Annotated in this window: 16 protein-coding genes; 11 read left to right on the top strand and 5 right to left on the bottom strand. The window is 46.1% G+C overall.

The window, feature by feature from the left end; all coding sequences use genetic code 11:
* The first annotated feature begins 175 nt into the window (after window positions 1–175).
* The 4 genes from DP114_RS31255 to DP114_RS31270 all read left to right on the top strand — a co-directional run bounded on the left by DP114_RS31255 (window position 176) and on the right by DP114_RS31270 (window position 3,136).
* Window positions 176–604, top strand: coding sequence for a GNAT family N-acetyltransferase (locus tag DP114_RS31255; RefSeq protein ID WP_171977979.1), 429 nt, complete (start codon window positions 176–178; stop codon window positions 602–604).
* A gap of 149 nt (window positions 605–753) precedes the next feature.
* On the top strand, window positions 754–1,332 hold the full coding sequence (locus tag DP114_RS31260) for a Uma2 family endonuclease (RefSeq protein ID WP_169266673.1): 579 nt from the start codon (window positions 754–756) through the stop codon (window positions 1,330–1,332).
* Between the two features lie 332 nt (window positions 1,333–1,664).
* Window positions 1,665–2,285: a TMEM165/GDT1 family protein gene (locus DP114_RS31265; RefSeq protein WP_171977980.1), complete on the top strand. Its 621-nt coding sequence runs from the start codon at window positions 1,665–1,667 to the stop codon at window positions 2,283–2,285.
* 140 nt (window positions 2,286–2,425) lie between these two features.
* A complete protein-coding gene (locus tag DP114_RS31270; RefSeq protein WP_171977981.1) occupies window positions 2,426–3,136 on the top strand; it encodes an alpha/beta hydrolase in 711 nt (236 codons plus the stop codon).
* 164 nt (window positions 3,137–3,300) lie between these two features.
* On the opposite strand, the gene DP114_RS31275 is transcribed toward DP114_RS31270, so the two are convergent.
* Window positions 3,301–4,161: a tetratricopeptide repeat protein gene (locus DP114_RS31275; protein ID WP_169266676.1), complete on the bottom strand. Its 861-nt coding sequence runs from the start codon at window positions 4,159–4,161 to the stop codon at window positions 3,301–3,303.
* Between the two features lie 399 nt (window positions 4,162–4,560).
* On the opposite strand from DP114_RS31275, the gene DP114_RS31280 reads away from it, so the two are divergent.
* Both DP114_RS31280 and DP114_RS31285 read left to right on the top strand, forming a co-directional pair.
* Window positions 4,561–5,565 carry a hypothetical protein gene (locus tag DP114_RS31280; RefSeq protein WP_171977982.1) on the top strand — a complete coding sequence of 335 codons (1,005 nt, stop codon included), beginning with the start codon at window positions 4,561–4,563 and terminating at the stop codon, window positions 5,563–5,565.
* Window positions 5,566–5,805: 240 nt separating this feature from the next.
* On the top strand, window positions 5,806–6,036 hold the full coding sequence (locus DP114_RS31285) for a hypothetical protein (RefSeq protein WP_171977917.1): 231 nt from the start codon (window positions 5,806–5,808) through the stop codon (window positions 6,034–6,036).
* A gap of 209 nt (window positions 6,037–6,245) precedes the next feature.
* On the opposite strand, the gene DP114_RS31290 is transcribed toward DP114_RS31285, so the two are convergent.
* Entirely contained in the window at window positions 6,246–7,415 is a 1,170-nt protein-coding gene (locus tag DP114_RS31290; RefSeq protein WP_169267987.1) for a homocysteine biosynthesis protein, read from the bottom strand.
* Between the two features lie 360 nt (window positions 7,416–7,775).
* Between DP114_RS31290 and DP114_RS31295 the strand changes: the two genes are divergently transcribed.
* On the top strand, window positions 7,776–10,304 hold the full coding sequence (locus tag DP114_RS31295; RefSeq protein WP_171977983.1) for a mannose-1-phosphate guanyltransferase: 2,529 nt from the start codon (window positions 7,776–7,778) through the stop codon (window positions 10,302–10,304).
* A gap of 283 nt (window positions 10,305–10,587) precedes the next feature.
* On the opposite strand, the gene DP114_RS31300 is transcribed toward DP114_RS31295, so the two are convergent.
* Window positions 10,588–10,956, bottom strand: a complete 369-nt coding sequence (locus DP114_RS31300) for an endonuclease domain-containing protein (protein ID WP_171977984.1) — start codon at window positions 10,954–10,956, stop codon at window positions 10,588–10,590.
* Window positions 10,957–12,511: 1,555 nt separating this feature from the next.
* A complete protein-coding gene (metH, locus tag DP114_RS31305) occupies window positions 12,512–16,138 on the bottom strand; it encodes a methionine synthase (RefSeq protein ID WP_171977985.1) in 3,627 nt (1,208 codons plus the stop codon).
* 463 nt (window positions 16,139–16,601) lie between these two features.
* Here metH and DP114_RS31310 point away from each other — a divergent pair, with 463 nt between their 5' ends.
* The 3 genes from DP114_RS31310 to DP114_RS31320 are packed head-to-tail and all read left to right on the top strand — an operon-like array spanning window position 16,602 to window position 18,869.
* Window positions 16,602–18,509: a hypothetical protein gene (locus tag DP114_RS31310; protein WP_171977986.1), complete on the top strand. Its 1,908-nt coding sequence runs from the start codon at window positions 16,602–16,604 to the stop codon at window positions 18,507–18,509.
* Window positions 18,510–18,552: 43 nt separating this feature from the next.
* Complete coding sequence (locus DP114_RS31315) at window positions 18,553–18,690, top strand: hypothetical protein (RefSeq protein ID WP_171977987.1); 138 nt, start codon at window positions 18,553–18,555, stop codon at window positions 18,688–18,690.
* 14 nt (window positions 18,691–18,704) lie between these two features.
* The gene (locus DP114_RS31320; protein ID WP_172195349.1) at window positions 18,705–18,869 is read left to right on the top strand and encodes a hypothetical protein; all 165 of its coding nucleotides are present in this window, start codon (window positions 18,705–18,707) and stop codon (window positions 18,867–18,869) included.
* Here the strand turns inward: DP114_RS31320 and ribBA are convergent, their stop codons facing one another.
* A complete protein-coding gene (gene ribBA, locus DP114_RS31325; protein WP_171977988.1) occupies window positions 18,870–20,552 on the bottom strand; it encodes a bifunctional 3,4-dihydroxy-2-butanone-4-phosphate synthase/GTP cyclohydrolase II in 1,683 nt (560 codons plus the stop codon).
* A 241-nt stretch (window positions 20,553–20,793) separates the two neighbouring features.
* Between ribBA and argC the strand changes: the two genes are divergently transcribed.
* The gene (gene argC / locus DP114_RS31330) at window positions 20,794–21,852 is read left to right on the top strand and encodes an N-acetyl-gamma-glutamyl-phosphate reductase (RefSeq protein ID WP_171977989.1); all 1,059 of its coding nucleotides are present in this window, start codon (window positions 20,794–20,796) and stop codon (window positions 21,850–21,852) included.
* The last annotated feature ends 53 nt before the right edge of the window (window positions 21,853–21,905 follow it).

The raw sequence follows: 21,905 nt of genomic DNA on the forward strand, positions 1-21,905 counted from the left end.
TCTCTACATTATGCGTGAGGGTGTATGTGATTCTTCGGAGCGTCCCACGGGCGGCGATTGCCACCCGGTATGAATGAAAGAAACTATTTTGAAATCCCTAGCTTTAGCTATGGTGAAGAATGTCAATGTAACAAGCAAGATAAGTGACTCTAAAATATTATCACTATGAGCTACTATGAGCGAATTCCAAATTACTTGTGAGAATAGTTCAAGTCCTTCCGATTTAAAGTTCCTGCAAGAGAAAGTTTCTGAATATAACTTTTCCCAGATAGGTCAGTATGAGTACAAACCACTAACAGTTTTTATGCGCGACCAAGATAACCAAATTATCGGTGGCATCGATGGTATGACTGGTCTAGGATGGTTACATATAGCTAGCTTGTGGGTTACAGATGATATTCGTGGTAGTGGCTATGGTAAGAAATTGATCACTGCAATAGAGGAAGAAGCCATATCCAGAGGCTGCCACAGTGCTTATGTTTTTACATATGACTTTCAAGCGTTACCTTTTTATGAGAAAGTGGGCTACAGCATTTATGGTCAATTAGATGATTTTCCAGTAAACCACACGAGGTACTTTTTGAAGAAAAAGTTAAATCAATAAAACGGTAATGTGTCAGAGCATGTTTTAGCTCAGCTTGATAAATCGAGAAAATAAAAACTTACAGTAGGGGATTACCTAATATTTCTTACAAGCAACGCCCGCTAAGATAGTTTCAATATTCGTTGATCAATGCGTTAAGTATATAAACTATGCAGACAAAAGAAGCCCCTTTCACTCTTCGGCTTTGGACGGTGAAGGAATACCAGAAAATGGCAGAGTTAGGAATTTTTCACCCAGAAGAACGAGTGGAATTAATCGCAGGACAGATTGTTAAGATGAGTGCAAAAGGAACTGTCCATACTACTACTGTCAGGCGTATTGCTAATGTTCTGCGTGATAAATTACAAGGTCAGGTAGATGTTCATACTCAAGATCCAGTCCAATTAAATGATTTTTCCGAACCAGAACCTGATATTGCTGTAGTAAAGCTTGATCCACTCGATTACGTTGACCACCATCCTACAGCCTCAGAAGTTTATTTGATTATTGAGGTAGCAGACAGTAGCTTTAAATATGATTGCGAGACTAAAGGTAAAGCCTACGCGAAATCAGGAATTCTAGATTATTGGGTACTAGATGTTAATAATCGTAAACTCCATGTTTTTCGAGAACCTACTCAAGAGAAATATCAGAGTGAAGTAATTTTTTCACAAGAGGCAATTATTTCACCTTTGAATTTTCCTAACTTAATGATTACAATTGCCGATATATTGCCACCAAAACAGTAAACAGTGAAAACTGTTCCCTGTTCCCTGTTCCCTGTTCCCTGCTCCCTGCTCCCTGCTATAACTGATAACTGTTAACTGAGCCATTGGTTGACTATAACTTTGGATAGATGTATAATTACTCAGAAGAAGGGGAGTAGCTGCTGGCAATGATATTGGCCAGTACACCTGAGTCAACATACTGGCACTAAGCCTGGTTCAGGTGACGAGTAAGTAATTAGCTTCTTGGAAGTGAGACCTTCACTAAGTTCACATGCAAAAGTGTGAGCTTGGTGGAGTCTCACTGCTCGCATCAAGCTCACACAAGAGAAAGATTCTTAAAGGAGCTTGAGAGAGTGTTAACAGGTTTTACTGCAGCTTTGTTGCTGATCACGGTTTCAGAACTGGGAGATAAAACGTTTTTTATCGCCGTGATTTTAGCGATGCGTCACTCACGGCTGCTTGTATTCGCAGGTGTGATAGCGGCTTTAGCTGCAATGACAATACTTTCTGTTGTCCTAGGACACGCAGCTTCCTATCTTCCAAAAGTTTACGTTCATTTTGCGGAGATAGCTTTATTTTTTGCCTTTGGTATAAAGCTACTTTTTGATGCAAGTCGAATGCCTACTTCTAGTTGCGATGCAGAAGTTGTGCACGAGGCAGAAGCTGCAGTGAAGCAGGGAGATTTGAAACTGCCGAAAAATAAAAATACTTTAGCAATTTTAACAGAAGCCTTTGTACTGACATTTATGGCAGAGTGGGGCGATCGCACACAAATTGCCACAATTGCCCTCGCAGCAGGAAGCAACGCCATTGGGGTGACAGCGGGTGCTATTTTGGGACATGCCATTTGTGCTGCTATTGCAGTTATTGGCGGCAGAATGTTAGCAGGGCGAATTTCTGAACGCACACTCACCTTTTTCGGTGGATTTTTGTTTCTAGTATTTGGTGTCGTCGCCGCCATTGAAGGAGCGTGATAGCAATTCAAAATTCCAAATCATATCATGTCCGGTAAATTACTTGTGATATGTCATTGCGAACGGAGTGAGCCAAATCTGTGTTTGGCTCAAGGTACCTCCCCACTCGCTGGGGAAATTAATTGAATGGAGACACGAAGATGGTAGAGATCCTATTTGTACACGGCGCACTCATCCGCGACGGTGCCTGGTGGTGGCGGCGGGTTGCCGAGCGGATTTATGAGCAGACCGGCACGGCGAGCCGGGCGATCGAGTTGCCGTCCTGCGGAGAGGGCGCTCCACCTGGGAGCGCCGGCTTGCTTGAAGATGCCCAGGCGCTTCGCGACGCGCTCGACGACGTGGACGAGGCCGTCGTCGTCGGGCACTCCTACGGCGGCACGGTCATCGCGGAGGGTGCCGACCACCCGGCCGCTCGTCATCTGGTCTACATCACCTCGTACCTGCCAGACATCGGGCAGTCGCAAGCCGACATCATGAGCGGCGAGCAGGATCCGGTCGGGCTCGCGCCGGGCGACGACGGCACAATCCGCGTTGCCGGCTACACCGCCTCCTCGTTGGGCGACCGCTTCTGGCAGGATCTGACAGACGAGGAGGCCCGAGCCGGGGCGTGGGACCGCCTGACCGCGCAGTCGGTACGCGCCTTCGGGACACCGACGACCCGGGCGGCATGGCAAGGCAGACCCTCGACGTATCTCGTCTGCGCGGAGGATCGCAGCACCTCCCTCGCCCTGCAACGCTTCCATGCTGATCGGGCTACCCGCTCGATCGACCTGCGCACCGGTCACCACCCGTTCCTGTCCCGACCCGACCTCGTTACCGAACAGCTCATCGAAGTGCTCCGCACCGACTGAAGGCGCAACGTCATCGGCTATGCCGGGAGACCCTTTCGGCAGTTCCTCCTTGGGGAAACCACCAAGGAGGAACTGCCTCACCACCGCACTGGCTCCTTTTGACTTGATACTTTTAACTTGTTTTGCCCCTACACCCCTACACCCCTACACCCCTACACCCTTAGTTATTGCTTAGGCGTTGATGTCGGCGTGGGAACGGGAGTAGAAGATTCGCTTGCCCGCTTATTAATTTCGTCTTTATACTGGCTTGGCGCTAAAGCCGCAGCTTGGGTAAACAAAGTTTTTGCGTCCTCAGCTTTGCCCTGTTCTTTCAGGAGCGTTGCTTTGGCTAAAACGGGACGAAAATCCTGCTTATCCTTGCTTATTGCTTGGTCGTAAGCACTGCTAGCTTGAGTATAGTTTTTTTGAGAGGCGTATACGTTGCCTAAAAGCACTTGTACAGCAACTGTATCCACACTTCCTGGCTGAGTTTGATTTGCTTTGTTTGCAGTATTGAGAGTATCTTGTAGCAAAGTGATAGCTGCTTCTGGGCGTTTTTCAGACAGATCCAACGCTACCATACCTTGTAAAGCCTCAAGGTTGCCGGGTTTCTTTTGTAAAACAGAACGATAAGCTTGAGCGGCTCCTTCCTTGTCGCCAATTTGCTGCTTGGCTTGAGCCAGTAACACTGCGTATTTTGTTTCTTCTGGCTCGATCTGAGTTAATTTTTCCAAAGGTTCAATTACACCCTTGATATCACGTCCACCCAAGCTTAGCAATTGTAGTCGAGTCTCAAGCAAGCCTCGCAGCGCCGTTTGATTTTCCGGTTCCCGCTGCAAAACTTGTGCATAACCCTGTGCGTCATTTTCCAGTTTCGATTTTAGATCAGAGGAAGGTGAAACACTTCTAGTGCTTGTGGATTTCTGGCTGGAACTTGGCGTTTGATTAAACGCCTCAAAGATTGGCACCACCGAAACTCCGACAAAAGCAAGAAGTACCAGCACCAACACTACATTAATCATCCAGTGTTTGCGAGATTGAGACACAAAACCATCCTTAAATTCTAATGAGATTATCGTTGACCCTGAGCGCAGCCGAAGGGTTGACAGAAAAAATGAAAGTAAAAAATCTCAAAAATTTTGCGGAAACCCACGAATTGTTTGTGAATTTTATAACAAAAAGCAATATACGCATTTCACGTAACTGTTGAGTTTAGGAGGAACCGTTTGAAATTGTAGCTATGATATGCTTCCGAAACTAACATAAAAACGCTAAATTACAGATTTAGGGTGTCTATGTAAAGTTTTGCGTCTTTAGTATTGCACAAAGCGTTAAGACGTGGGTGTCTTGAAAGGAAATATACTTACAAGCGCCGCACAAACGCTCTTTTCAGCAGCCTTTGTAAAATCCCACAATTGGGATGTGTCTCCGCCGCAAGGAGTTTTATGAATTCCGACCTGATGCCGTTACCTGAATCGTCCAATTCAACTGCTTCTAAACAAGCTTTAGAAAGCAAAGACACAGCTGCAATGAGTATCGATGCAGCAACTCCCGCTTTTCAAGAAAAAAATTCACCTGTGATCTCTAGTGAGACTGCTAATGATCAGAACTTAGAAAACCGGCAACAGCCGATTCAAGATCCCAGCGAACTAATGCAGTACCGGGCTATTGGCTTAGTGCGGGGTCGCTACGTTGCCAATAGTAGCGAACAATTTACTCAAGGTTCAATAGTAACTACAGATGGTACACAACTCGAAGCCGTCCTTCTGGGTCGGATGATGAGTTTAGTCAAAAATCATTTGGACTTGGAAAAAGAGCATCTGTGGGTTGTTTATCCGCGCACTCGGCAAGAAAACGACAAACTACATCTACAAATTGTCGGAGTTTGGGAGCCGGAAAACTTGGCTAAACATCAAATAGCCAATGACAAGCAAAATTCGGCTTCACAAGAAGATTTGCCAATACCCGAGCGGAATAATTCATCAAGCGCCCTCCTCCCCTCATCAGAAGTTCCAGATGGTGATTTTTCTGTTCGTGGCGAGGTTGTTTACCAGTCTTATGAAGCTGAACACTTAGTCATCAAAATTAAGCAAGCTGCGCGCAAACAAGATGACAAACCAAAGTATTTCAAGTTGAAAATTAAAGGTAAGCTTGAAGCCAGAGCAGTGGGTAAGTTTTGGGATTTACAAGTCAAGCGCGAAACTGACTCATTAGTAGTAGAAACCGCTGAGGCGATCGCTGATTTGCCCAAAAGGCGCAGACCACCACAAACAAGATATGGCGGCGCAAGTCGTCGTCCTAGTGGAAAAAAACCATTTCCTCCAAGACCACGCAACGGCGAAATTCCACGCCCAGTAAGGAAAACAGGCGACACAGGTGCGGCGTCAACACCGATATCCTCAAAACCCATACCTAAGCCCGTTAAGCGTCTGAAGCCACCGGAACAGTAAGAGGACAAGGGGGAAGGGATTTATAAAACGAAGAACCTCACCCCGCCCTCCGGGCACCCCTCACGCCAGGTGCTACAACGGGGCGGCAGCTTTTCGGGGGAAGCTTCCCCCGAAAACGTGCCTTGGGAACCCCAACGCCCTTCGGGTTCGCCAGTCGCCTAGGTCGGGAGACCCTCCTGCAGCGCTGGTCTCACCAGATACCTAGGTCGGGAAACCCTCTGGGTTTGCGTAGCGCCCCCTATGCCTGCGGCACGGCTACGCCTATCGGGGCTAGTTGCACGCCAGTCCCCTGGCTCGGGGGGAACCCGACAGCCAGTCGCCACAACGGTCAAAGCTCGCCGCTTGGGTTGCTTCCCCCGGCAGACTTTGGGGGAACCCCAACGCCAGATCCCTCTGTCGGGAAACCCTCCTGCAGGACTGGCTCCGCAAGGCGCTGCTCTGGGCACGGGGCTGGCTCCACAACGCGCTTAACCCGACGCCCTTCGGGTTCGCCAGTCGCCTAGGTCGGGAGACCCTCCTGCAGCGCTGGTCTCACCAGATACCTCTGTCGGGAAACCCTCATCAAGTACTGGCTCCGCAAGGCACAACTCTTGGCAGTACTGGCTCCGCAACGCACTGGCTTTCCTTATTAAGGAGAGGGGATGGAGGTGAGGTCTTATTCTCCTTGTCCTCTTGTCCTCTTAAAATTCCGTCCACCTGTCTTGCGGAAGAAAAGATCGCTGTAGCTCGATTGGTGCAACAGGCTCTGTTAAAGTAAAATCACCACGTAAAATGGATTGTTTCAACTCCACGGCAACTTGCCTAGAAAGAAATAAACTAGCAAGGGGTGCAACGCGCACAGTTCTGCCTTCTATGCTGATGCGTCCAGATTTGAGTTGGGCGTAGCTGACTAAACCAAAGGTAGGACGAACACGCCGGGGAATGGAAAAGTCTACTATTGGGGCTACTAAGTCTTTATCTTGAATTGCACATCTTGCAACAACTTCTTCGTTCAAGACAGGTAGTGGTACACCTACTCCCAACATCAAAGAAGGACCGTAACTTTTAAAGTAACAGCCACGCACCCAACGAGCATCCATTTGCTTGGCATCACCAATCAAAGCTAAAGTTGCCGCTGGTCCAATGGGTGTATGATTGGGTAACCGCTTTTGTAAAGGAAAGTGCTGAGTGCCTTCCCAAGCAATATAACCGACACCGCCTCCCAAAAAAATTCGTGTGCCAATTCCAACCAGTTGCAGATCTGGGTCATTGAATAGAGGGGAGATAGCACCAGGGTTAGAGTAAACGGCATTGCCTAAACGCGGTTGTAATGGACCGAGGTATGTATAGAGTGGGCGATCGCCCCCATTCACACCTACTATAAAATTTTGATAAAGATTGCGTGGATTGAATAAATAAAACTGATTGATTGTTTCACGTGTAACAGTGGTTTCAAAAGTGGCTCTGGGATAGCAATCTGTCACTTGTCCTTGTGCTCGAACTTGTACGGTTTTACCAGCTATCAAATCTTCAATAACATGACCGCCGCCTCGTTCGCGAACTTCTTCGCCGTCCATCACTTCCACCGCGCAACTCGCACCCAAGTATAAATCTACAGCTCCAAAACCAGAGTATGCCGGAACACCATCTAACCAGCAACGGCGAATTTTGATCGGCGGGTCAGTATGTCCTAGGTTAATAATTGCACCACTAGATTCCATTGGCTCAAAAGTGCCAGTGGTAATGACATCAACTTCTTTGGCAACTTTGGCTACACCTACTTCTACAACTCTTGCCTTTAATTCTTCAGCAGTTAGCACTACCGCCTGTTTGTGGCTGATTTTGTGATTTATCTCCGCAATTGTTCGCATATTGATAGTAGCTAATTAACAGAGCTATAACAGGATTGCTGCTTTATGAGTATTTAGTAACAGCTTGTTGAGATGAGAAGACAAGGGAAGTCAACAACCAGGGGTGTAAGAGTATGAGGGTGTAAGGGTGTAATACCCTTTCACAAAAATCCTGATACATTTGACTTCCCCTACTTCCCGTTTTCCTTCTTGATTTTGTACACAGAAACAGGCTAGTGTGTCGAGTAAATATTCTTAGTCGTGATCATATGCATCTTGAGAAAGTTCCCTAAACTCCAAAATTCATAGGAGACTAGAGAAAATAAAGTCGGTCTTATGAATCTTAAGGCAGCAAGTGGTGCAAATAGATAAGGAGGATTTATGCGTGCAGTACTGATGGCAGGTGGTTCAGGAACGCGGCTGCGTCCACTGACTTGTGATCTGCCCAAACCAATGGTGCCTATCTTGAATCGACCCATTGCCGAACATATTATCAATCTTCTCAAACGGCATCAAATAACAGAAGTGGTTGCCACACTTCATTATTTACCCGATGTCATGCGAGATTACTTCCAAGATGGCAGTGACTTTGGCGTACAAATGACCTATGCCGTAGAAGAAGACCAGCCCTTAGGTACTGCGGGTTGCGTGAAAAATATTGCCGAACTTCTTGACGACACCTTTTTAGTAATTAGCGGCGATAGTATCACAGATTTCGACCTGACAGCAGCAATTCAATATCATAAACAAAAGAAGTCTAAAGCAACTTTAGTTTTAACCCGTGTGCCCAACCCGATGGAGTTTGGGGTGGTAATTACTGATGAAGAAAGTCGAATTCGTAGATTTTTAGAAAAACCCTCTACGAGTGAAATTTTCTCCGACACTGTTAACACTGGTACATACATTCTGGAACCAGAAGTTTTGGAATATCTGCCAGCAAACCAAGAATCCGACTTTTCTAAAGATTTGTTTCCGTTGCTATTGGAAAAGAATGAGCCAATGTACGGTTACATTGCCGAAGGTTATTGGTTTGATGTCGGTCACTTAGATGCTTATCGTGAAGCGCAGTACGATGGGTTATATCACAAAGTCAAACTGGACTTTGACTATAACGAAGTTTCTCCTGGCTTGTGGGTAGGTCAAAACACTTTTATTGACCCAGCTGCTAAGATTGATACTCCAGCAGTTATTGGTGATAATTGCCGCATTGGGGCAAGAGTACATATTGAAGCCGGAACCGTCATTGGGGATAATATCACTATTGGTTCTGACGCCAATCTCAAACGTCCGATTGTTTGGAATGGAGCGATTCTTGGTGAGGAGGCACAACTGACTGCTTGTGTCATTTGCCGTGGTGCGCGTGTAGACCGCCGTGCCCATGTCTTAGAAGGTGCTGTGGTTGGTTCGCTTTCTACTGTAGGAGAAGAAGCCCAAATTAGCCCATTTGTGCGTGTTTGGCCCAGTAAAAAGATTGAGTCTGGGGCAATTTTAAATATTAATTTGATTTGGGGTAATACTGCACAACGTAATTTATTTGGGCAACGAGGCGTCCAAGGGCTAGCCAATATTGACATCACCCCAGAATTTGCTGTGAAGTTGGGAGCCGCATATGGTTCAACCTTGAAACCGGGTTCTCGCGTAACAGTTTCTCGTGACCAACGTAATGTCTCTCGCATGGTCACTCGCTCATTAATTGCTGGTTTGATGTCAGTAGGTATCGAGATTCAGAACCTAGATGCCACAGCTATTCCAATAGCTCGTACAGTGATACCTACCATGAGCGTCAGTGGTGGAATTCATGTGCGAATGCATCCAGATCGCCCCGACTACATCCTGATTGAGTTTATGGATGCTAAGGGAATTAATATCACCAAATCCGCAGAAAAGAAAATCGAAGGAGCGTACTTCAAAGAAGATATGCGGCGGGCGCAAATTCATGAAATTGGTGATGTTGCTTACCCCAGTCAGGTGATGGATCGATACTGTACCGCTTTTGAGAAGCTGTTGCATATTGAAAGTATTCGCAACAGTCGGGCGAAAGTCGTCATTGATTACGTTTATGCAGTATCTGGAGCTGTGTTACCCCAAATGCTAGATAAGTTTGGGGCTGACGCAGTAGTGTTGAATGCAAGTCTCAATAAAGCAGCTATGTCAGCAATTGAGCGCGAAGCACTTTTGACTCAGCTTGGTCAAGTGGTGGAGGTGTTGAAAGCGAACTTTGGTGTTCAGATTTCCGCGAATGGAGAACAACTCATTCTGGTTGATGAATCTGGCATTCCTATTCGTGGGGAAATGTTAACAGCGCTGATGATAGACATGATGTTAACTGCTCACCCCAGAGGAACAGTCGTGGTGCCAGTTAATGCTTCTAGTGCGGTAGAACAAATTGCTCGTCGCCATGATGGTAAGGTCATTCGCACAAAGGCAAATCCTGCAGCACTCATGGAGGCTTGTCAGAAAAATTCCAATGTAGTATTGGGTGGTAATGGCGACATTGGCTTTATTGTGCCGCAATTGCATCCTGGATTTGATGCTATGTTCTGCGCTGCCAAACTGATTGAGATGCTGACGATACAAGAGCGCTCTCTTGCCTCTGTGCGGTCAGAATTGCCCCGTGTGGTTCACAAAACATATACAGTACGTTGCCCTTGGACTGTCAAAGGAGCGCTGATGCGCTACTTGGTGGAAACTCACCCAGCTGAAAACTTGGAGCTAATTGACGGAGTGAAAATTTGTCAACCGTATGATGACAGTTGGGTGTTAGTGTTGCCAGATGCAAGTGAGCCTGTAGTCCATTTGTACGCAAACGCCAACGATCGCGATTGGGTAGATGAATCATTAAGACAATACCGTGCTCGCGTACAGGCGTTTGTTGAAACAGAAGAAGAACAAGCTCTTGGTGAAGTGTAATTAATGACACAAATGACTGATGGCTCCTAGTCATGAGTCATTTGTGTTCACTCCTGCGCAATTCATGACAAGTTAAGAAAAAGCAGGATTTGTCAAGGAGATAGGAATCTGAGCAACATTTGATTCAGCCATAAAGATTTGTTGGATGGGTTATATCAAGTTTGCTTAATTACCCCCATAATAAAAAACCTCACCCCTTCCCCTCTCCTTATTAAGGAGAGGGGTACCCGATAATGCGGGGTGAGGTTTTAGGGTAATTAAGAGTAATTAAGCGGACATAATATTATTCTCTTAACTCTCTTATCTTCTCAGCAATACTTTCTAACACCCCAGAAAAATTTCCATACACGTCATTATTGGTAAATCTGATAAATGTAATTTTGGCTGATTCAATAAACTCTTGTCTTGCCTTATCGTATTCAACAGCACCCTTTTCAAAATGGCTTTCACCGTCAATTTCTATCGCCAGCCTCAACTCAGGACTATAGAAATCTATAACAAACTTATCTACACTATATTGTCTACGAAATTTACAGTTTTCAAGTTGTCTATCTCTAAGTTTCTCCCAAAGAAGCGTCTCACATTTTGTAATATTTTGGCGCAATAGTCGCCTTTTCTCTTTTTCACTATCTTTGTTATAAAGTTGAGTCATTTTAACTTCAATATTTTTAAACTTATACAAAAAAAGCTTATTTCTTTTCAGTTCCCTCTCGTTTATTCCGGTTCCCTCTCCTTTATAAGGAGAGGGTTAGGGTGAGGTAAAACGCCACAATATAATAACGTCACCCCGCGCTTCACCGTACCCTCTGGTTGGTAACCTCACCCCGCCCTACGGGCACCCCTCTCCTTATTAAGGAGAGGGGAACAGGTAAAACGCCACAATATAATAACGTCACCCCGCGCTTCACCGTACTCCTCTGGTTGGTAACCTCACCCCGCCCTACGGGCACCCCTCTCCTTATTAAGGAGAGGGGAACAGGTAAAACGCCACAATATAATAACGTCACCCCGCGCTTCACCGTACTCCTCTGGTTGGTAACCTCACCCCGCCCTACGGGCACCCCTCTCCTTATTAAGGAGAGGGGAACAGGTAAAACGCCACAATATAATAACGTCACCCCGCGCTTCACCGTACTCCTCTGGTTGGTAACCTCACCCCGCCCTACGGGCACCCCTCTCCTTATTAAGGAGAGGGGAACAGGTAAAACGCCACAATATAATAACGTCACCCCGCGCTTCACCGTACTCCTCTGGTTGGTAACCTCACCCCGCCCTACGGGCACCCCTCTCCTTATTAAGGAGAGGGGAACAGGTAAAACGCCACAATATAATAACGTCACCCCGCGCTTCACCGTACTCCTCTGGTTGGTAACCTCACCCCGCCCTACGGGCACCCCTCTCCTTATTAAGGAGAGGGGAACAGGTAAAACGCCACAATATAATAACGTCACCCCGCGCTTCACCGTACTCCTCTGGTTGGTAACCTCACCCCGCCCTACGGGCACCCCTCTCCTTATTAAGGAGAGGGGAACAGGTAAAACGCCACAACATAATAACCTCAGCCCGTGCTTCACCGTACTCCTCTGGTTAGCTACCTCACCCCGCCCTACGGGCACCCCTCTCCTTATTAAGGAGAGGGGAACAGGTAAAACGCCACAATATAATAACGTCACCCCGCGCTTCACCGTACTCCTCTGGTTGGTAACCTCACCCCGCCCTACGGGCACCCCTCTCCTTATTAAGGAGAGGGGAACAGGTAAAACGCCACAACATAATAACCTCAGCCCGTGCTTCACCGTACTCCTCTGGTTAGCTACCTCACCCCGCCCTACGGGCACCCCTCTCCTTATAAAGGAGAGGGGAACAGGTAAAACGCCACAACATAATAACCTCAGCCCGTGCTTCACCGTACTCCTCTGGTTAGCTACCTCACCCCGCCCTACGGGCACCCCTCTCCTTATAAAGGAGAGGGGAACAGGTAAAACGCCACAACATAATAACCTCAGCCCGTGCTTCACCGTACTCCTCTGGTTAGCTACCTCACCCCGCCCTACGGGCACCCCTCTCCTTATAAAGGAGAGGGGAACAGGTAAAACGCCACAACATAATAACCTCAGCCCGCGCTTCACCGTACTCCTCTGGTTAGCTACCTCACCCCGCCCTACGGGCACCCCTCTCCTTGTTAAGGAGAGGGGAAGGGGAATAGGTTACGCGCTAAAGTACTTCGCTACTGGGTGATAAGTGATAATCGCAGTCGTAGATTGTTCAGGATAAAGCTGTTCACTTTCATCCATGTGCAAATCAATACGTTCTGCCCCTAACAACTCCAGCTGCTTGTATTGATCCTGAATATTCGGACAAGCCGGATACCCAAAACTATACCGCGAACCCTGATATCTCTGTGCCAAGATATCCCGAATATTATCCGGTTCCTGAGCCACAAAACCCAACTCGCGACGAATACGGGCGTGTGTCCACTCCGCCAGCGCCTCAGCTATCTGCACGGCAAAACCGTGAAAATACAGATAATCTGTGTACTTATTATCTGCAAACAACTTTTGAGCGTACTCCGTGGCAATATGCCCAACCGTTACCGCCTGCATCGGGAACACGTCAATAATTCCCGACTCCTTCGGCGCAAAGAAATCTGCAATACACAGCCTCCTCAACGACCTTTGCCGTGGAAACTCAAACTTTCCTATCTCCTTGGCGTCCTTGGCGTCTTGGTGAGTCCAGCCCCCGTCTTGGCGGCTTCCGTCACGTTCGCGTAGCGTCTCCGCAGGAGTTTGGGGGACTGGCGAACCCGAAGGGCGGTTCGTCTCATAAATACATAAACTATTCCCCTCAGCCTGACAAGGGAAATATCCATAAACCACCTGCGGATGAAGCAAATTCTCCTGTATAATCCGCTGCTTCAAATCCTCCAAAATCGGATACACTTTCTCATCCAAAAACGCCTGATATTCTTCCTTAGATTGCTCCTTAGGCTTACGGAACTGCCATTGTCCTGCAATCAAAGCTTGTAAATCTAAATGCCAGAAAATCTCCTCAAAAGGAATCTCTTCTGGCTGGAGTATCTTCGTTCCCCAGAAAGGTGGGGTTGGACGTTCAATATCTACCGCCACAGCTTCAGAACGACGGGTATCTACTTCTTTTGGTTCAGGAGATTTTTCTTCAGCCGTCTGGGCTACAGGCTGTTTGTTACCATTTCCTGACACTTGGGTCGTTTCAGGAGATTCATTCAAAAATCCCCGCAAATCATCCCATTGACTAGCACCCTTGGCTGGCATTAACTTATCCATGAAGTGCAAATCAGAAAACGCATCTTTGCCGTAAACCACTTTACCTTTGTAAGTATTTTGGCAATCTTGATCAACAAACTTGGGTGTTAGTGCTGCACCACCTAAAATCACAGGGACGGTGATTCCCTTTTCGTTGAACACCTCCAAATTCTCTTTCATAAAAGCAGTGGATTTCACCAACAAACCACTCATAGCAATACAATCAGCTTTGTGCTGTTCGTATGCATTGATGATGTTCTCCACGGGCTGCTTAATTCCCAAGTTAATCACCTTGTACCCGTTGTTCGACAAGATGATATCAACTAAGTTTTTACCAATGTCGTGAACATCGCCTTTCACCGTAGCAATGATGAATGTCCCCTTAGCATTGTTACCAGTTTCTGATTTTTCCATGAAAGGTTCCAGATAAGCCACTGCTGCTTTCATGGTTTCGGCTGACTGTAAGACGAAGGGAAGCTGCATTTGTCCGGAACCAAACAACTCACCAACGACTTTCATACCATCCAGCAGGAAGGTGTTGATAATATGCAGTGGAGGATATTTTTCTAAAGCTTTAGTGAGTTGTGCTTCTAAACCAATGCGTTCGCCGTCGATGATATGACGCTTGAGACGTTCTTCAATGGGTAGATTTTCGTCAACGCCTTTGTCGCGTTTTGTTGTCACCCCTTCAAATAAGGTCGTTAGTTCTGCTAAGGGGTCATAAATGCAGACATCTCCCTCAAATTTCCGTTCATCGTAAATCAACTGGTGACAGACTTCTTGATGGCGTTCCTCAATCCGCGACAGTGGTAAAATTTTGCTAGCGCTGACAATTGCCGCATCCATACCAGCAGTCATCGCTTCGTGCAGGAACATGGAGTTGAGGACGATACGTGATGCAGGATTAAGACCAAAGGAGATATTGGAAACGCCTAAGACGACATGACATCCAGGCAATTCTTGACGAATCCGGCGGATTGATTCAATTGTAGCTTTACCGTTGGCGCGGTCTTCTTCAATCCCTGTGGAAATGGGTAGTGCTAAGGTATCAAAAAAGATTTCGGTAGGTGGAATGCCGTATTCGACGGCTTGACGGTAGGCGCGTTGGGCGATCGCAAACTTTTTGTCTGCCGTCCGCGCCATCCCATCTTCATCAATTGTACCAATCACAACACCCGCACCGTATTTCTTCGCCAGTTCTAACACCTTCAAGAAACGCGGTTCTCCATCTTCATAGTTGGTGGAGTTCAACAAACACTTACCACCAGCAACTTTTAGTCCCGCTTCCATCTTCTCCCATTCGGTGGAGTCGAGCATCAATGGAAGTGTCACATTATTGACCAGACGTGAAACCACCTCGTGCATATCATGCACACCGTCACGTCCGACATAGTCAACGTTGACATCCAAAATATGTGCGCCTTCCTTAACTTGTGCCCTCGCCATTGACACCAGTCCATCCCAATCTTCCGCATTCAGCAACTCGCGGCATTTTTTGGAACCACTGGCGTTGAGGCGTTCGCCGATAATTAAGAATGAATTGTCTTGCTCGTAAGGTTGAATATTGTATATTGACGCCGCTGCTGGTTCAAGTTCAGGATGTCTAACTTTTGGCGTCAACTCTTTGGCAATTTCTGCTAATTGTTGAATGTGTCCTGGACGTGTCCCACAGCAACCCCCTATCACTTGGACACCCAAATCTTCAACAAAATGCATTAATGACATCCGTAATTCCATCGGTGTCAAGTGGTAATGAGCTTGACCGCCAACGTTCTCTGGTAAACCCGCGTTGGGAATACAGGAAACGACAAAGGAAGAATGTTCTGAGAGATACTTGATATGTGGTTTCATCAAGTCTGGACCTGTGGCACAGTTCAGACCGAGAATATCAATTGGGTAGGGTTCGAGAATTGTTAGGACAGCGTTGATTTCCGTCCCAACCAGCATCGTGCCCATTGTTTCCATTGTAACAGAGACCATGAGCGGACGGCGATCGCCCTTCTTCACAAAAACTTCTTCAATTGCATTCAACGCCGCTTTGATTTGCAGCACATCTTGGCAAGTTTCAACGATAAATAAATCAACTCCACCATCAAAAAGTCCTTCAGCTTGTTCAGCAAAGGAAGCTTTTAGGGTGTCAAAGTCGATATGTCCCAAAGTTGGTAATTTAGTAGTAGGTCCTATAGAACCTGCAACAAACCGAGGTTTTTCGGGAGTCGAAAATTCCGCAGCCACACGCTTTGCGAGTTCCGCCGCTGTTTTGTTGAGTTCATACGCCTCGTGCGCCAAGTCGTATTCAGCTAAGACAATCGACGCAGCGCCAAAGGTATCCGTTTCAATCACATCTGCACCCGCAGCGAGAAAGTCCCGGTGAACTTTTGCGACTGCTTCTGGCTTGGTGTAAACCAGGTACTCGTTACAACCTTCGTATTGAGGACCACCGAAGTCTTCCGCAGTCAGGTTTTGCGTTTGCAGGTTAGTCCCCATAGCACCGTCGAAGACGATGACTGGGCGTGTGGGACTATGCAAGTGTTCTAAGAAGGTAGAGGTCATATTCTCCAACAGAAAATTGGGTTAGTCTGGAAATATTTAACTGTACATACTATTTTCTCGAATTTTTAGTACTTCGGAAGTGTCAATAATTAGAGGTCTAAGGGTATAGGGGTGTGGGGGTATAGGTGAGGAGAAAAGTAACCGTGAATGACTTTGTTTCCCCTACCCCCTTATACCGTTTCACTTTAAGGTTGATACAAATGGGGGGCTCTTAGCAGGGGGCTCTTAGCAGGGGGAAAGAATTAGAAACCAATCATTTGTATCAGGGATTTCGTGAAATGGTATTACCCCCTTACACCCCTACCCCCCTACCCCCTTACACGCTTACACCCCTAGTTCTTGACGGCGCTACTTTATAAACGCTAGTCATGAAAACTTGATTGCTAAATTTTTGACAAAGTTGGCGGAATTTTCTCGTAACTCCTAGTTAAGTAATTATTTACTGACCTACTTTCACATACTCATGTCTGAAATCTTTTGTATTAAACCGCTAGGTGAAGTTTTACAGCTGGCTGACCTAATTTCAATTGCACAGATAGAGTTCGCTTTGCAAGAGCAGATCCAAAATAAGAATATGCGGCTAGGGGAAATTTTAGCCTTACAAGGATGGATCAAACAAGAAACGGCTGATTTTTTTGCCCAGAAGTGGTCAGATATGCTGAACCAAAAGCCTAAACAACCCTTGGGTGAGTATCTCAAAAAAGCAGGACTGTTGGATGAGTATCAAGTGAAGACTATTCTGTGTGAACAAAAACAGATGGGACTTAGATTCGGGGAATTGGCTGTCCACAAAGGTTGGCTTAAGCCAACTACAATCAACTTTTTTCTAGAGCATATTGCTCCTGTTGCACAGCGCTCTGAAAAAATTTTACAGCAGGCAGAACACTCAGTTGAAGTCCGCAACGGGAGAGTCAGATCCTTGGGGGAATTCAAAATTCGTCTTGGAAAGTTTGCCCCCTCGGAAAACGAACGCTCTTATCCAAGTGAGGAAGACCCTAAACTGGCTCCTTCTGGCGTCCGCGCTACCTCACGACGCGACTGGCTCAACTTTGGGCAAAATGCAAAATTCCAAATTAAAGACTTCACACAGCCCAGCCCAGTGAGTATTGATGACAGTCTCATACAAGTAGAAACGTTTTTGGAACAGGACAAGTCATCTGTTGTTGATCACACACTACATACAAGACCTTTTAGTCGCAGCATCATCAAATTATTCAATTTAGATCAAAAAGCTAGTCATCCGGATATTTTGCTGGAGGAGGTTTTGTCATGGACAAGTGGTCAACCGTTTCTCACCCAAAAGTTATGTCAATTACTAGCTGATTCCGAAACTTTTGTTCCCTTTGGTGAGGAAGGATTCACAGTCGAACATCTCGTACAAACTCGTCTTATTGATCATTGGGAAACTCAAGTTGCGTCTGAGCATCTCAAGGCGATTCGCTATGGTCTTCTGCAAAACAAAAAATGCAATTTTTTTTCAATGCTGAAACTTTATCAGCAAATATTACACCAGGAAAACATCTCTGTTGAAGACACTTTTGTCAAAACAGAATTACTGAATTTAGGATTGGTTGTGGAACAAGGAAACAAGCTCAAAGTTTCTAATCGCATTTACCAATCTATTTTTCCTTTAAGTTGGGTGAATCAGGAAATAATACGTTTAGATATCAACCGCAGCAGAATAAAATTCTTGAAATTAGATGAAAAAGCCAGCCGCCCCTATATTTTACTGGAAGAAGTGTTGTTATGGACAAGTGGTCAACTGTTTCTCACCCAAAAACTTTGTCAATTACTCGCTAATTCACAAAGTTTTATTCCCGTTAATCAAGAAGCTGTCAGAGTAGAGCAACTAGTACAAACCCGCCTAATTGATAACTGGGAAATTCAAGCGGCGTCTGAGCATTTGGAGGGAATTCGCAATGGAATTCTGAAAAATCAGCAGTGTCAGCCTTTGTCACTGTTGCAGCTATATCAGCAAATCTTGCAGCATAAAGAAGTTGTGGTGAATAACAATCCCGCACAAAGAGAACTGCTGAATTTGGGATTAGTTGTCAAACAGGAAAAAACGCTCAAGGTTTCTAATCGTATTTACCAATCTGTTTTTTCTTTGAATTGGGTGAATCAAGAATTGGATAAACAGTCTCCCCCACTTTCACAAATAATGAAAAGTATCCAAAGCCAATTACCTCCACCAACACTTCGTTTAAGGAATATAAAAAAAACCATTTCAAATCCGAGAAAGGCACTTCCTAAAGAAACTTGGATTTTACTGGGAACCGTTGGCTTGATGATCGTTGGCTTTAGTGTTGTTGGCTTTAGTGCGGTGAAGTCTTCAGAGGTGCAAATCCTTTTTCAACAAGGCAATAAATGAGCTATTCAACCAAATAAGTAAGTGGACATAATTAAACGTAACTATGTTCGTAGCGAGTGGAACGCAGTGTAACGTAGACGCCCGGAGGGCTTCGGTGCAGGGTAGCAATCGCAAGCGTTTGGGATTGCTTGACTTCCCTCGCATTGATGGGGTTCCCCTACACACGCCAGATACCAAGTGAGGGAAACCAGGACTATGGCACAAAGTGCCACGCTACGCTATCAGTACTGGCTCCCCTACACCCCTACAACGCCAGGTGCTACCCTACGGAAAGCCGCCTCCGGCGTCTACAAGTCGGGAAACTTAGCCTGTGCACTGGCTCCCCTTACCCCCTTACACCCGCACCCGTTGCGGCATTGACTATTTTTCAAAACTATAAATCTTCTGTGTCCCCAACTGCTCACAACAAATAGACGAAGGTAATGTCCCCACAGGGAACGTCTGCCGATCCAATTGCACTTGTAAGTTACTCAGAGGATCAACACCAGGCGAAATCAAAAATTCTAGCTTTTGGATGTAAGGCAAAGCGACAAGTTCATCCAAAATTTGGCTAACTGCTTGCGCGTAAGGATGACCTTTGTGCTTATACCAATCATCTGTTGCAACGTTCGCTTGGTCAAAACCTAAGTGTACTATTAAGGATGGCTTATCAAACAGGGCGATCGCCAGTGGACGTGCTTCTTCCTGCAACAATAAGTCATGACTTTTCCCTAAATGTCGCAGTTTCTCTAAGCGTTCGTAGCGTTCCGTCACGGCTTCGGGATCATCTTGCCAATTTATCGCCACTGTTAATAGAAAAGTCTGTAACAGCATATGACCCAGTTTTTTCGCCTTGGTTTTAAGGTAATAAGAATTGTAGTCGTTTGCCTCAATCAACAATGGCACGCGATCCACAACTTCTAACTTGTAACCTTTTAACCCTGCAATCTTACGGGGATTATTCGTAATCAAGCGAATCTTATGGACTCCCAAATCCATGAGCATTTGTGCTCCCATACCGTAGTCTCGCAAATCAGCGGGGAATCCCAAACGCTCATTCGCTTCTACGGTATCTAGTCCCATATCCTGCAACGAGTAAGCTTTCAATTTATTAACCAGCCCAATTCCCCGTCCTTCTTGCCGCAGGTAAACAACGACACCTTGCCCTGCGTTTTCCAGCATTTTCAGTGCTGCTTGTAACTGCATCCGACAGTCGCAGCGTAAAGAACCCAAAGCATCTCCAGTCAGGCATTCGGAATGCATCCGCACCATAACTGGGTTCTCTCCAAAATCAGCAGGATTACCCTTGACAACAGCAACGTGTTCTGTACCATCCAGAGTATGGCGATAAGCGTAAATTTGGAAATGACCAAACTGGGTGGGTAACTCAGCAATAGTTTCGCGCCTGATCAGGCGGTCGTGCTGGAGGCGGTAACTGATTAAATCCGCGATGCTGATAATTTTTAGATTGTGCTGCTTGGCATACTCAATTAACTGAGATAGCCGCGCCATCGAACCGTTGGGGTTTTGAATCTCACAGATAACGCCAGCAGGGTATAATCCAGCTAGTCGAGCTAAATCAACAGCGGCTTCGGTATGTCCTGCCCGTTTGAGTACCCCTCCAACCTTTGCGCGAATGGGGAAAATATGACCGGGACGGCGTAAATCTACAGGTTTGGTTCCTGGGTTGATCGCAACTTGGATTGTGCGGGCGCGGTCTTCTGCGGAAATGCCAGTGCTTACTCCTAAGTGAGGCCCGGCGTCAATGCTGACTGTGAAAGCCGTTTGGTTGGTGTCGGTGATGTTGCTTACCATCAATGGTAAGTCTAATTCATCTAGGCGATCGCCACTCATTGCCAAACAAATCAGTCCCCTGGCTTCCACCGCCATGAAATTAATAATGTCAGGAGTCGCAAATTGGGCAGCACAAATCAAATCGCCTTCATTTTCTCGATTTTCATCATCTACCACCACAATCTGGTGACCAGCTTTCAAGTCAGCCAAGGCGGCATCAATCGAATCAAATTCAAAGGTTTGGTTTGAAGTCGTGTTAAGCTGCGACACAGAGGATTTCCAGCGATAGAGATGTAAATTTTTTTTAACAAATGCTTATCTTCTGATTGTAGCTCCTCTGGACACAATAGGAAGCCATCATAGCCAAGATTCGATAACATACCGATAAATACCTGCGAAATACCGTTGGATTCTTTAAGCTAGTGTGCAGCAACAACGAAACAGTAATAAGTCTTTAGCAGAAGCATTTTGCTAAAGACAAGTCTCTATATTTAAAAAGGATTTAGTAGTTATGGGCAATTCTAGACGCGTAAAAGTTGGGATTATTGGCGCGTCAGGCTACGGCGGAGTGCAGTTAGTAAGACTACTCATGGATCATCCAGAAGTCGAACTCGTTTATTTAGGTGGGGAGAGTAGCGCGGGAAAATCGTTTGCGGATCTTTACCCACATCTGGCTCACATAGTTAACCAACCGATAGAAGCTATAGATCCACAAACCATTGCGACGCGTTGTGAGGTAGTGTTTCTTTCTCTACCAAATGGTTTGGCTTACAAAATCGCTCCGCAATTGTTGGACAAAGGATTGACAGTACTCGATTTGAGTGCAGACTATCGCTTTAGGAATTTGACAACTTATACAAACTGGTATGGTGCCCAAAGAACAGATCTTGCAACAGCAGCGACAGCAGTTTATGGATTACCAGAATTGTATCGCGATCGCATTGCAGAAGCGCAGCTGATTGGTTGTCCTGGTTGCTATCCCACCGCTAGCCTTTTGGCACTTTCACCACTCCTCAAGCAAGGGCTAATCGTGCCAGAAACAGCTATTGTTGACGCCAAGTCAGGCACTTCTGGCGGTGGACGTCAAGCGAAAGTTAATATGTTGCTTGCCGAAGCAGACAACTCCTTGGCACCTTATAATGTTGTCCGTCACCGCCACACCCCAGAAATCGAGCAGATTTGTAGTGATTTAGCAGGACACGAAGTCACCATTCAATTTACACCACACCTTGTTCCTATGGTGCGCGGTATGCTCGCAACGGTTTATGCTACATTGCGAGACCCCGGTTTAGTGCGAGATGATTTAATTACTATTTATAAAGCATTCTACCGTAACTCTCTTTGGGTGAAAGTCTGTGAACCAGGCGTTTATCCCCAAACAAAATGGGCTTGTGGCACTAACCTTTGTTACATAGGCATAGAAGTTGACCCGCGTACTGGGCGTGTGATTGTCATGTCAGCAATTGATAACCTAATCAAAGGGCAGGCAGGTCAAGCTATCCAGTGTCTCAATATCATCATGGGCTGGGATGAAACACTGGGGTTGCCAAAGTTGGGCTTTTATCCGTAATTGGGGACGAGGGGACAAACTACGGTGTACACACCAGATCGCTCAAAACCTCA

Source organism: Brasilonema sennae CENA114, from assembly GCF_006968745.1.
GTDB classification, from domain to species: domain Bacteria; phylum Cyanobacteriota; class Cyanobacteriia; order Cyanobacteriales; family Nostocaceae; genus Brasilonema; species Brasilonema sennae.